The organism is Vagococcus teuberi (assembly GCF_001870205.1).
GTDB lineage: Bacteria > Bacillota > Bacilli > Lactobacillales > Vagococcaceae > Vagococcus > Vagococcus teuberi.
Genome location: NZ_CP017267.1, coordinates 1,388,968 through 1,401,158, shown reverse-complemented (window position 1 = coordinate 1,401,158; position 12,191 = coordinate 1,388,968). Strand labels below are relative to the sequence as shown.

Below are 12,191 nucleotides of genomic sequence, written 5' to 3'. Positions count from 1 at the left end.
TTTTATTAAGGGTATCTGTATTTTAGGTAGAATGCAAATTATAGAACTGACAAAAAATAAGGACCAAGTAGATAAACTACTTCGTCCTTATTTTTTAAAAACTACCGCTACCTCCGCCGTGACTTGTTCCACTGCCACCCATGTGAGTACTTGACCCACTACTTGGTGGTGGTTTTGGTATATGTCTTGTTGTGGTAACATCAAATACTTTGTTAGTACGTGATTCTGTCAATTCTAGCTGACTCATTTCATAATACGGATAACGATATGTTGCTTTTTTTAGTAGATAATTTCTAAAAATATAAAAATAAAACCCAAGAGCTGACGCAATACCAGCAATACTAGCGATAATAATGGTCACAAACGTAAAAGAAGATTTATCACGAGAAACACGATGTGAATTAGCAGCAGGACCTTGTTGAACGTAGCTTTCTGATTTAGCTAAAACATTTTTTATGGCATCGTAGTAACGACCATCTGCCATATCACTTGTAGAACTCTCAATAATGTTATCAATACGATTGTCATTTAGTATATCAATCATACTTCCTGTAGTGGAGATGTGAAATTTACGATGTTCCATATCGATTAAAAATAGCATGCCACTTTTATCATCGCCAACCCCAAATCCATTACCATCATAGTAATCATCAGCATATTCTTCCCATGTTTTACCCTTAGTATCATTTGTTGAAACGAAAACAAAATCTTGGTTAGTTTGTTCTTTAAAAGACGCTATCGCTTGTTCAAGCGAATTTTTTTCATCAGAAGATAGTAACCCAGCGTCATCAAATACACGAGAGCTTGCTTCGGCAAAAACAGTCAGAGATGAAAAAGACAGTCCCAAAAGAATAAATGTGAAGAGGTATAGTAAGGTAACTTGTTTCTTTAAAATAGTAAATACCCCCCAACTAAAATAAGTAAAGTAACCAAAACACCAATTGAAATAGAAGTGCCGATTAATTTAGGTTTATTTAAAGGTAATTTTCCACTAGTTTTGCCTGTCACACCATTCATCGCATAATAAAATGGTTCATCGCTCATTTCTGATTGATATGTCACTACCCAAACAGGTAAAAGTAGGTATTTATTTGATTGATTGATGATTTGACTATTATGGTAAGTAGTAGAAATGGTCGTAAATCCTTGCATTTCATTTTCTAAAATATTTTGAGTATAGTGTGATAACTCACCCGTTAAAGAAGGCTCGATGTCAGAAAACTCAAGATCACGTTTTTCAGCCTGAAAACCAGATAGATATTTTGAATCAAAATTTGTCACATTAGTGAGTGGAAAAGGTTGAACAGACTCAATCATCAGTTGCTTAGTATTCTTTTGTAACGCATTTTTGATTAAATCTCTAAATTCGATTTTTCCACCGCGTGTTAGTTTATATTTTCTTGTACGAGTGTATTCTGTTTCACCAACACGCCAAACAGTGATTTTTGTTCCAGTTGCATCGACACGTCCTTTTGTAGTGGCATCTGTTTTCCAGTAAGGGAAATAAATACCAGTTATTTTTTCAATTTGAGACTCATCAAAGAAATCTTTTGGAATGAATTTTTTTGATTTTGCCCAAGATAAAAATTGCTCTTTAGCTTCATCTTCTGAAATTTTAAAAGGTAGAATATTGTTTGGTAAAAATTCACCACTAACTCTATCTTTCAAGACAACAGGATTATGACAATAATAACAAAATGTTGCAGCCGTTGTATCATCGGTGACTATTTCAGCTCCACAAGAAGGGCAATCATATAGATTAAATAGCTCGCTACTTGTGTGAGTTAAATTTTTTGCTGTTTCTTTTTGTTCTGTAGCACCTAAATCTTGCTCATTAAAAACACTTAAACAATATTCACAATGGAATGTTTGATTGCTTGGGTCAAATAAAAGAGGACCATCGCAATTTGGACATTTATGAGATATTACATCAGACATAAGCTAACCTCATTTCTTATTATAAAGGCAAGCCTTGGAAAGGAGCCCCACATTCTGGACAGAATTTTGGCATTTGAGTTGTGATTGTCACAACATTATGGCAGTTAGCACATTTCATTTGAATGCCTGAAGATGCTTGTTCAACTGGTTTAGCTTGCCCGCATTCAGAGCAGAATTTCCCAGTGTTTTCTGTTTGATCGTTTGGACACGACCATGTGTTATTATTTGTTTGTTTGGCCTGTTGCTTTTGCATTTGTTCTTGGTTTCCTTTAGAACTTTGGCTTAAATAATCACCCGTTGCATTCATTCCCATGCCGACACCCATAAAACCATTGACGCTGCCGTTAGGATTACTACCAGCATCTTGTAAACCTTGTGCCACTGAGCCTTGAACAAACCCTTCGCGAATAGATGCATCAGATAACATGGCACCTTTATTTCTCATATTGATTAATTCTTGTGAGTCGTCTGTATAAGAAATACTTGCGACTCCTACACTGACAACTTCCATTCCACGAAGTTTAGTCCAATCTTCATCAAGGGCAGACGCCATGAATTTACTTAGTTCCATACTTTTTGATGGGACATAAGATATTCTTTCGCCCATCTGAGACATTTGATTAATAGATGTTTGTAAGGCAGATAAGAATTCAGATAAAAATTGATCATTGATATCAGAAAAGGATACATGATTTTTATTCTTAGGTAACACATTTTTATAGAATAAAATAGGGTCAACCACTTTGACAGAATAAGTTCCATGAGCACGTAAAAATAGTTCTGCATTATAGAAATTATCAAAATAATTTAAAGGACTAGGCGTACCAAATTTGATGCCTTTAATTTCTTGTAGATTAATATAAATAACTTGTTGTGTTTGAGGTGGTAGGCCGCCAAACTTGAAACGATTAAAAGATTCTTCAATTGCTCCTTTTAAATTACCAGTAAACATTGAGGGAGCACTAGCATTATTCACTGTGTAGTAGCCTTCCTCAGCGGTAAAATCGATAATTTTTCCACCATCAACTAACAGCATCATAGTGTTTGGGTATACATAGACTACAGAACCATCTGTAATAAATCCATCTGTCCCTTTTTTATTTCCTTGACGTTTACTATCTTTTCTAACTGGAACACCTGTTGTCATAACAGTGTCATCACTTAAATTATATGGTTCAATGACTTCTAACCATTGATCAGCTAAGCCACCGCCAACAGAGTTTACTGCCGCTTTTATTAATCCCATAATTGTCCCTACTTTCGTTTAAAATACTTGATTTAGATAAGTTTACCATAGTTAGAAATCAGCGACAATCGGCCGAAAGAATGATTTATATATTTGCGGTCGCCTATTTAAGACATAGCTAGAAATTTTTGTGATTTTAACTTATAATAGAGAAGATTGAAATTAGAGGGGAGTGTTTATGTGGCATATCAAGCATTGTATCGTGAGTGGCGACCACAGACATTTGATGACTTAGTTGGTCAAGGAATTATCACACAAACGTTAAAACATGCCATTATGCAACAAAAAGTGTCACATGCGTACCTCTTTACTGGCCCAAGAGGAACAGGGAAAACCAGTGCGGCAAAAATTTTTGCAAAAGCAATTAACTGTCAGCATTCAGTTAATGGTGAACCGTGTAATGAATGTGACAATTGTATCGGGATTACAAATGGTCGAATCAATGATGTATTAGAAATTGATGCGGCGAGTAATAACGGGGTAGAAGAAATTCGTGATATAAGAGATAAAGTAAAATATGCCCCAACACAAGTTCCGTATAAAATCTACATCATAGATGAGGTGCATATGTTATCTACGGGTGCATTCAATGCGTTACTAAAAACACTTGAAGAACCACCTGAGCACGTTATTTTTATATTAGCGACAACTGAGCCTCACAAAATACCTGCGACCATTATCTCAAGAACACAACGATTTGATTTTAAACGAATTAATACGAGAGATATTGAAAATAGATTAGCTTTTATTTTAAAAGAAAAAGAAATCAATTTTGACGAACAGGTCTTAAAAATAGTCGCACGTTCTGCTGAAGGTGGTATGAGGGATGCGTTAAGTATTTTGGATCAGCTTATTTCATTTAGTGATGGAACATTGAGTGTGGCAGATGCGTTAGAAGTTACTGGTAGTTTAACTAGTCAAATGATGGATGATTACTTTTTTGCTTGTTTTAATCACGATACACAAAAAGCATTAGAGTTAGTAGATGATATGTTAAATGAAGGAAAAGAGAGCAATCGGATTGTTGAGAATTTATTAATACATTGCCGTGACGTCTTAATGTATCAACAAGCACCTAACGTTGTTGAAGCTCAGTTACCAACTATTAGCGAGTCATTTAAACAGTTGAGTCAAGATATTGATAGTAGTGTATTGTATAGTTGGATTGAAGAATTAAACGATATACAAAAAAATATGAAGTTTACCTCTCAACCATCGATTTATTTAGAAGTGTTAACAATTAAACTATCTGAAACTTCTGCTAAAAAAGAGATACATCGACCAGCCGTAGAGACTCGTGATGAGGTAAGTATATCAGGTAAGGTATCTGCCGATTATCAAGAACTGATTCAAAAAGTTCAACTATTAGAACAAAAAATTGAACGGTTACAAGAAAATGGTGGCCAGGTACAAGAGAAGAAGCAAAAAAGTAGTACGTCTCGTAATAAACAACCATTATACAAAGTACCAACTGAAAGAGTTTACCAGGTGTTAGAAAAAGCAACGAAAGAGCATTTGGTAAGTGTACGTGATGTTTGGGTGGATTTATTGCAATTACTATCTGTAACACAGCGTGCAATGCTTAAAGCTTGTGAACCTGTCGCTGCAAGCGAAACAGGATTAGTCATAGCTTTTGAGTATGATATTTTATGTCAAAAAGCGAGTAATGATGAAGAATTGCAAGTGGCAGTGTATAATAGTCTTAATAAACTAATTGGTTATACACCAAGTTTAATTAGTATCCCTAAAGATAACTGGAAAGAACTAAGACAGCAATTTATTTCACAGACAGATGTGACAAAACCAGAAACTAAAGAGGATACGCCTGATGAGGATGTACTCATTAGTGAAGCAAAAAAAATGTTCGGTGAACAAGCAATTGAAGTAGTAGAAGATTAAAATAATAGAAACGGAGACGATAATTATGATGCGTGGAATGGGAAATATGCAAGGAATGATGAAACAAGTTCAAAAAATGCAAAAAGAGATGGCTGAGGCAAAAGAAACATTAGATGCACAAGTATTTGAAGCTGAAGCAGGAAATGGTTTAGTAAAAATCACCATGACTGGTGAGAAAAAAGTAACAAATATCGAAATTAAACCAGATGTTTTAGACCCAGAAGATCCAGAGATGGTTCAAGATTTAGTCTTAGATGCAACAAATAAAGTAATCGAGAAGATTGATGCTGAAACAGAACGAGTAATGGGGAAATATGCAAAAGCCATTCCAGGATTATAATAATTAAAAGAAAACAGGGAGGAAACTTCCTGTTTTTTGACAGAAAAAGGAGGGTTTTGCATGCAATATCCAGCGCCAATTGCAAAGTTAATTGATAGTTATATGAAATTACCTGGTATAGGGGCAAAGACTGCAACGCGTCTAGCTTTTTATACGTTAAATATGAAAGAAGAAGATGTAACCGATTTTGCCAAAGCATTGATTAGTGTGAAAAGAGATTTACATTTTTGCGAAATTTGTGGCAATATAACAGAAGAAAAGTCGTGTGATATATGTCGAAATACTAATCGTGACCAATCAACCATTTTAGTTGTTGAAGAAACGAAAGATGTCATGTCTTTAGAAAAGGTTAGAGAATATAAAGGACTTTATCATGTATTACATGGTGTGTTGTCTCCAATGGATGGAACAGGCCCCGATGACTTAAACATCGCGAGTTTAATCAAACGTTTACACAATAATGAAGTAAAAGAAGTTATTATTGCAACGAATGCAACGACTGATGGTGAAGCAACTGCTATGTATCTTTCACGATTAATCAAACCATCTGGTATTAAAGTGACTCGTCTAGCTCATGGTTTATCTGTGGGTAGTGACATTGAATATGCTGATGAGATTACATTATTAAAAGCAGTTGAAGGACGTACTGAGTTATAACGGAGGAGAAAACATGGCAGAAAAAGGATTATTTATTACGATTGAAGGGCCAGATGGTGCTGGAAAATCAACCGTTATAAAAAAACTAGTTGAAACATTATCAAGAGAAGTCTCTCAACCAATAGTCACTACAAGAGAACCAGGTGGCATTCCCATTTCTGAAAAGATTCGGGAAGTCATTTTAAATCCAACACATACTATGATGGATGAGCGAACAGAAGCATTGCTTTATGCTGCAGCTAGACGGCAACATTTAATTGAAAAAATACTTCCGGCATTAGACTCTGGAAACATGGTATTGTGCGACCGCTTTATTGACAGCTCGATTGCGTATCAAGGTGCTGCTAGAGAAATTGGAGTGAAAGAAGTTCGTCAAATTAATGATTTTGCGATTGAAGGTCATTATCCAGATTTGACTCTTTATTTAGATGTAGAAGCATCAGTTGGTTTAGGTCGTATCAACAAAGGACGTAAAAAAGAAGAGTTAGACCGATTAGATAAAGAATCTTTAGCATTTCATGAGAAAGTAAGAGCAGCGTATTTAGATCTTTTAGAAGAAGAACCAAATAGGATCAAAAAAATCGATGCGAGTGAATCAATAGAAAACGTAGTAAATAATTGTTATACTTTAATCAAAGAAACATATCCAATGCTATTTACTAAATAATAAAAAGGGTGATCACAATGAAATTACTACTAGCAATTATCCAAGATAAAGACAGCTCTCGCTTGCAAAATAAGTTTAATAAAGAAAATGTCCGCGCAACGAAACTATCAACAACAGGTGGATTTTTAAAATCAGGTAATACAACGTTTATTATTGGGATTGAAGATGAGCGAGTGGAAGAGGTTTTATCCATCATAAAATCTGTTTGTCATTCTAGAGAACAATACATGACACCACCAATTTCTTTAGATATTGCAATGGACGCTCATTCAACTCATCCAATCGAAATACAAGTTGGCGGTGCAACGGTGTTTGTTCTTCCAGTTGAAGGGTTTTATCATTTCTAATGAGTACCATAAAAGAAACGGTTAAACTGCACCAACCATTACTTTTTGAAAAACTAAGTAAAGTATTTCATGAGAAATCGTTAAGTCATGCTTATATCATTCAAGGAAGTAATACTGAAGAAGAAAAAAGTGTTGCGTTGTTCATGAGTCAAGGTTTATTTTGTGACTCGCCTAGTGATGATGGTAGTCCTTGTGGTGCGTGTCGTTCTTGTCTAAGGATAGAGCAAGATGAACATGCCGATATAGCCAGTATTGAGCCAGATGGTCAGACGATAAAAGTAGATCAAATCAGACAAACAAAATCATTTTTTACAAGTAGTGGTGTTGAATCACGAAAAAAAGTGTTGATTATCTGTGAATCTGAAAAAATGACCGTACAATCTGCCAACAGTTTATTGAAGTTTATCGAAGAACCAGATGGAGAGCTATATATTTTCTTTTTGACGAATAATGCGATGGCATTGTTACCAACTATTCAGTCAAGATGCCAGTTGATTGTCTTGAAAAAAATAGCAAAAGATTACTTAAAAGAACAATTAAGTGAGTTGTCTTCTGGAAGTACTGAGTTGTTAGTAGAGTTAACAAATTCAGTTGAAGAGGCAATAGAACTTAATGAAGACGAGTGGTTTAATGAGACGAAATCGCTGTTAAATAGATGGTTAGAGTATTTAGAAAAAAAGGACTCTCGTTCGTTTATTTTTGTCCAACAATACTTAGTGAAACATGCACAAGATAAAAATCAACAGAAGGATTTGTTGGAAATGTTGATTGCGATGATGAAACTAAAGATGAGAAAACAGATAGATACACAGTTTTCTAATAGTGTCGACTATGTTAGAATGATTATGATTGCTACTGAAGCAAAACAAAAACTAACATCAAACGTTAGTTTTCAGAATACATGTGAACAACTAGCTTTGAGAATTATGACATCTCATTAGGAGGAATGCACTGTGGTAGAAGTAGTTGGCGTACGATTTAAACAATCTGGACGAATTTATTATTATTTACCTAAAAAAGGTGAACAATATAGCTATAGAGAAAAAGTCGTTGTTGAGTCTCAAAAAGTGAAAAATGTGGCAGAGGTTGCCCTTCCCAATAAAGAGGTTGAAAAACAAGATTTACCAAAAGATTTAAACACGATTATGCAAATTGCAACTGATAAACAACTAGAACAAGTTGAGAAAAATAAACAAGACGCATTAGTTGCTTTTGATATAGCGAAAGAAAAAATCACAGAACATGGACTAGATATGAAGTTAGTAGATGTAGAATATACACTCGATAGAAGTAAAATGATGTTTAGTTTTACAGCTGACGGACGAATTGATTTTCGTGAGTTAGTAAGAGACTTAGCATCAATGTTTAAAACGCGTATTGAGTTGAAACAAATTGGTGTAAGAGATGAAGCAAAAAAACTTGGAGGAATCGGCCCATGTGGACGTCCATTATGTTGTAGCACATTCTTAGGAGATTTTGTTCCAGTGTCCATTAAAATGGCTAAAGACCAAAACTTATCATTGAACCCAGCTAAAATTTCTGGCTTGTGTGGTCGTTTAATGTGTTGTTTAAACTATGAAAATGATGAGTATGTCAGATTAAGAAAAATGATGCCCGATTTTGGCGAGAGAATTGAAACTCCTGATGGAACAGGGAAGGTTATTGGTTTAAATTTACTCAGTGAAGTCATTAAAGTTAAACTAACTTCAAGAGAAACACCAGTTGAATATCAATATGATGAATTAGTAATGAGTCAAACAGAAAATGGTTAAAGAGGAAGAATAGCATGGATAAAATAAAATTATATGATGAGTTAGTCAATGTAGAGCGTCAATTAGAAACCATGTTATATCAAGTGAAAGAGATGAAGCCTGTTTTAGACGATTTAATCGAAGAGAACTTAAATCTGAAACTAGAAAACCAACATCTGCATGATAAGTTAGATAAATTAGAAAAACAAGAAGTAGCAGAGGATGGCAGACAAGAATTATCTAAATCAAGACTAAACTTAGAAAAATTATATGAGCAAGGATTTCATGTCTGTAAAGACTTTTATGGTTCTAGACGTGAAAATCAAGAGGAATGTGTTTTTTGTTCAAGTATGATTTATGGTAAATAAGCTGGTAGGGTTACTCCTCCCGGCTTTTTTTAAGGAGAGAAAATAATGAACAAACAAAAGAGTTTTTCTACACAAGAATATGGTAAATTATATCTCGTTCCAACGCCAATTGGAAACTTAGAAGACATCACATTTCGTGCTGTTCGATTGTTAAAAGAAGTTGATTTAATCGCAAGTGAAGACACTAGAAATACTCAGAAGTTGTTAAATCATTTTGGGATAAAAACAAAACAAATTAGTTTACATGAACATAACTCACATGAAAGGATTCCTTCTTTAATCGAGACGTTAAAATCTGGGCAGGATATTGCACAGGTAAGTGATGCAGGGATGCCTTCAATCAGCGACCCAGGACATGATTTAGTTTTGGCTTGTATCCAACAGCACATTTCTGTAGTGTCGATACCTGGTGCAACAGCTGGTATGACGGCTTTAATTGCGAGTGGTTTATCACCGCAACCATTTTATTTTTATGGGTTTTTACCAAGGAAAAAGAAAGAACAACTTGAAACGTTGCAAGAATTGAATAAGATAAGTGGTACGATTATATTTTATGAGTCACCCTATCGTGTATTAAAAACAATAGAAAATATTGGAACAGCTTTTACCACAGAAACTAACATTGTTCTGTGCCGTGAATTGACAAAACTGCATGAAGAGTATATTCGTGGAAGCGTAGAAGAAGTAGTTGCATATTTATCAGAAAATACGATTAAAGGAGAATGTTGTTTACTCGTTGAAAATATACAAGCAACGTCACAAGAAGAAGGGTTTGATTCTGACTTATCTATAATAGAACACGTAAATCTAGTTGTTGACCTAGAAGAAATATCTGTGAAAGATGCGATTAAAGAGGTTGCTAAAATTAGAGGATTAAAAAAACAAAAAGTATATAAAGAATATCATGGCTAAATTGAGATAAAGTGATGTTTTCAAGATCAAAGAGATATACCGAAAAATCTTGCATAATAATGACTGTGTGATATAATTTCATTATATATGTACAATTTCTATAATCAACTTTTTATGCTTAATTATAGAATTAAATACAAAAGAAGATAGGTAAATATAGTGAGGTGAAAGTTGGTTGTTTAATAGATGGCTAAGAAGACAAGACGATAATGCTGACAAGGATTATGAGGAAGAGTATAGTTCAGAGGAACTTCCCCAAACAACGAATGAGTTGTTTTATGATACGGAAGATAGTGATGATGACTATTATTATTACTATTATTATGAGGAAGAAGTAGCGGAAGAAAGTGAGAATCCTAGTATTCCTATTATTTCTGAAAATGATAGTAATGAAGAAGACGTGGATGATTTATATGATGAATCGAATCAATTTTATACAGAATCTTCATTTACAAGTAATACTATTACTCCAGCGAAAGAGGGTCTATCTGTTGGTATCAATACGAGTGAGCAATTTGATAAGCTAGTGTTGGAGAATGAGCAGCTTAAAGCCCAAATTGATCAATTGTTAATTGAAAAAGATGGTTACGTAAAAGAGACTGCTGAATCGGAAAAAATAAAAGAGCACAATGAGTTGTTACGTAGTCAAATTGCAGGGTATGAGACGATTCTTGATGAAAAACAACAACTGGAAAGAAATCTATTAGAGTTTAATCATGCAAAAGAAGAAAATAGTTTATTAAAAGATGAAAATGGTAAATTAAAAGCTAGTTTAGAAGAAAAAGATCAACAATTATCATCCATTGAATTAGAAGTTAAGAACAAAGATGAAGAAATTATTGATCTGGTCAATGAACTAGAATTGGCAAATAGTAAATTAAAAGAAACAACAGACTTAGAATCAACAAGAGTTAGCCAAATTGAAGAATTAACAACTAAGTTATCTGAAGCTGAAACTGAAATAGTGGAGTTAACTAGCAAGTTATCTATAAAAGATGAAGATGTTTTACGCTTAGCTGCTGAGTCAAATGAAAAAGATGATGAAGTTCAAGTTCTACAAAACGAAATATCTGAAAAAGAATCAACTGTTAATCAATTAATGGATGAATTAAAAGAAGCACAAGAATCAATTGCATCATTGAGTGCTGCAATGAAAGAGTTAAGAGAAAATCAACAAGTAGATAATATGGATGAGACTATTGCAAGTCTTGAAATACAATTATCTAGTAAAGAGTCTGTCATTGCGACAAACAAAGAAGTAATTGATACATTAACTGAAGAGAAAAATCAATTAGTAGTGAAATTAAAAAATGTTGAAGATGAGTTGAGCAACACGACAGTTGAATTGCTAGAATTAAAAGATGTTCAGAGAGCATTAACTGAATTACAAGATGAACTCCAACAATCAAAAGAATTGGAATTAAAATTAACTAGTGAATATAAAAAAGAACAAGATATAGCACAAGTTGCTAATGAAAAACGTGAGAAAATGGAACAGGAGTTAAATCAAATGACTGAAAATCTTGAAAATCAATTAAGCAAAACTGAAAAACTAGAAAAAGAACTAGCCGAATTACGTGAAAGTCAACGTATTATTGATGAGTTAGAACAACAAATTAATGGTATGAAATCTCAACAAGAACGTTTAACTGAGAGTTTAACTGATTTAAGTAGTGAGAAAAATCGTGCAAAAGAATTAGAAGATGAAGTTCAACGTTTACGTTCTGAAAAATCATCTCCAGAAGTTGAGTTACTTCAAGAAGAATTAAGGCAGACGAAAGAACAGTTGAGACGTGTTAAAGCTCAACAACAAATGGGCATGAATCAATCAGATATAGCACAAGTTATGATTGAGGCTCAATCAAAAGCTCGTGAAATTGTGGAAACAGCCAATCAAGAAGCTAAGCGTAGAATTGTCGATGCTGAATCTGAGTTAAGTACAATTAGCCAAGAAGCTCGTAATTATTATCGAAAATTGGAGACAATTAAATATGAATCTGAAAGTGTCTTTTCTGAGTTATTAAGAAAATTGGAATCAATTGGGGATATTGACCGTATTTAGTCAA

13 protein-coding genes are annotated in these 12,191 nt (G+C 34.0%); 10 read left to right on the top strand and 3 right to left on the bottom strand.

Annotated features, from left to right (window positions below; translation table 11 throughout):
* Positions 1 to 94: 94 nt before the first annotated feature.
* From BHY08_RS06745 to BHY08_RS06735, 3 genes are read right to left on the bottom strand one after another with little or no spacing between them, the layout of a single operon-like run.
* Positions 95 to 847, bottom strand: a complete 753-nt coding sequence (locus BHY08_RS06745; RefSeq protein ID WP_071457143.1) for a TPM domain-containing protein — start codon at positions 845 to 847, stop codon at positions 95 to 97.
* A gap of 41 nt (positions 848 to 888) precedes the next feature.
* Positions 889 to 1,938 carry a TFIIB-type zinc ribbon-containing protein gene (locus BHY08_RS06740; protein ID WP_071457142.1) on the bottom strand — a complete coding sequence of 350 codons (1,050 nt, stop codon included), beginning with the start codon at positions 1,936 to 1,938 and terminating at the stop codon, positions 889 to 891.
* Between the two features lie 19 nt (positions 1,939 to 1,957).
* On the bottom strand, positions 1,958 to 3,184 hold the full coding sequence (locus tag BHY08_RS06735; protein WP_071457141.1) for an SPFH domain-containing protein: 1,227 nt from the start codon (positions 3,182 to 3,184) through the stop codon (positions 1,958 to 1,960).
* A gap of 180 nt (positions 3,185 to 3,364) precedes the next feature.
* Between BHY08_RS06735 and dnaX the strand changes: the two genes are divergently transcribed.
* The 10 genes from dnaX (at position 3,365) to BHY08_RS06685 (ending at position 12,187) form a co-directional block, all read left to right on the top strand.
* The gene (dnaX, locus tag BHY08_RS06730; protein ID WP_071457140.1) at positions 3,365 to 5,083 is read left to right on the top strand and encodes a DNA polymerase III subunit gamma/tau; all 1,719 of its coding nucleotides are present in this window, start codon (positions 3,365 to 3,367) and stop codon (positions 5,081 to 5,083) included.
* A gap of 25 nt (positions 5,084 to 5,108) precedes the next feature.
* Positions 5,109 to 5,423, top strand: coding sequence for a YbaB/EbfC family nucleoid-associated protein (locus tag BHY08_RS06725; RefSeq protein ID WP_071457139.1), 315 nt, complete (start codon positions 5,109 to 5,111; stop codon positions 5,421 to 5,423).
* Between the two features lie 60 nt (positions 5,424 to 5,483).
* On the top strand, positions 5,484 to 6,080 hold the full coding sequence (recR, locus tag BHY08_RS06720) for a recombination mediator RecR (RefSeq protein ID WP_071457138.1): 597 nt from the start codon (positions 5,484 to 5,486) through the stop codon (positions 6,078 to 6,080).
* 13 nt (positions 6,081 to 6,093) lie between these two features.
* A complete protein-coding gene (gene tmk / locus BHY08_RS06715) occupies positions 6,094 to 6,747 on the top strand; it encodes a dTMP kinase (RefSeq protein ID WP_071457137.1) in 654 nt (217 codons plus the stop codon).
* 17 nt (positions 6,748 to 6,764) lie between these two features.
* On the top strand, positions 6,765 to 7,094 hold the full coding sequence (locus BHY08_RS06710) for a cyclic-di-AMP receptor (protein WP_071457136.1): 330 nt from the start codon (positions 6,765 to 6,767) through the stop codon (positions 7,092 to 7,094).
* The gene (locus tag BHY08_RS06705; RefSeq protein ID WP_084657204.1) at positions 7,094 to 8,035 is read left to right on the top strand and encodes a hypothetical protein; all 942 of its coding nucleotides are present in this window, start codon (positions 7,094 to 7,096) and stop codon (positions 8,033 to 8,035) included. The genes BHY08_RS06710 and BHY08_RS06705 overlap by 1 nt, the downstream gene beginning before the upstream one ends.
* Before the next feature lie 12 nt (positions 8,036 to 8,047).
* Positions 8,048 to 8,866, top strand: a complete 819-nt coding sequence (locus BHY08_RS06700) for a PSP1 domain-containing protein (protein WP_071457135.1) — start codon at positions 8,048 to 8,050, stop codon at positions 8,864 to 8,866.
* Positions 8,867 to 8,880: 14 nt separating this feature from the next.
* On the top strand, positions 8,881 to 9,213 hold the full coding sequence (locus BHY08_RS06695; protein ID WP_071457134.1) for an initiation-control protein YabA: 333 nt from the start codon (positions 8,881 to 8,883) through the stop codon (positions 9,211 to 9,213).
* A gap of 45 nt (positions 9,214 to 9,258) precedes the next feature.
* Positions 9,259 to 10,125 (top strand): 16S rRNA (cytidine(1402)-2'-O)-methyltransferase, encoded by an 867-nt coding sequence (gene rsmI, locus BHY08_RS06690; RefSeq protein ID WP_071457133.1) that lies wholly within the window; start codon positions 9,259 to 9,261, stop codon positions 10,123 to 10,125.
* A 175-nt stretch (positions 10,126 to 10,300) separates the two neighbouring features.
* Positions 10,301 to 12,187: a hypothetical protein gene (locus BHY08_RS06685; RefSeq protein ID WP_071457132.1), complete on the top strand. Its 1,887-nt coding sequence runs from the start codon at positions 10,301 to 10,303 to the stop codon at positions 12,185 to 12,187.
* Positions 12,188 to 12,191 lie beyond the last annotated feature (4 nt).

Bases quoted from the DNA above. Each gene is read 5' to 3' on its own strand.
- BHY08_RS06740 (WP_071457142.1), bottom strand. From the start codon at position 1,938: ATGTCTGATGTAATATCTCATAAATGTCCAAATTGCGATGGTCCTCTT.
- BHY08_RS06735 (WP_071457141.1), bottom strand. From the start codon at position 3,184: ATGGGATTAATAAAAGCGGCAGTAAACTCTGTTGGCGGTGGCTTAGCT.
- BHY08_RS06725 (WP_071457139.1), top strand. From the start codon at position 5,109: ATGATGCGTGGAATGGGAAATATGCAAGGAATGATGAAACAAGTTCAA.
- recR (WP_071457138.1), top strand. From the start codon at position 5,484: ATGCAATATCCAGCGCCAATTGCAAAGTTAATTGATAGTTATATGAAA.
- tmk (WP_071457137.1), top strand. From the start codon at position 6,094: ATGGCAGAAAAAGGATTATTTATTACGATTGAAGGGCCAGATGGTGCT.
- BHY08_RS06710 (WP_071457136.1), top strand. From the start codon at position 6,765: ATGAAATTACTACTAGCAATTATCCAAGATAAAGACAGCTCTCGCTTG.
- BHY08_RS06705 (WP_084657204.1), top strand. From the start codon at position 7,094: ATGAGTACCATAAAAGAAACGGTTAAACTGCACCAACCATTACTTTTT.
- BHY08_RS06695 (WP_071457134.1), top strand. From the start codon at position 8,881: ATGGATAAAATAAAATTATATGATGAGTTAGTCAATGTAGAGCGTCAA.
- rsmI (WP_071457133.1), top strand. From the start codon at position 9,259: ATGAACAAACAAAAGAGTTTTTCTACACAAGAATATGGTAAATTATAT.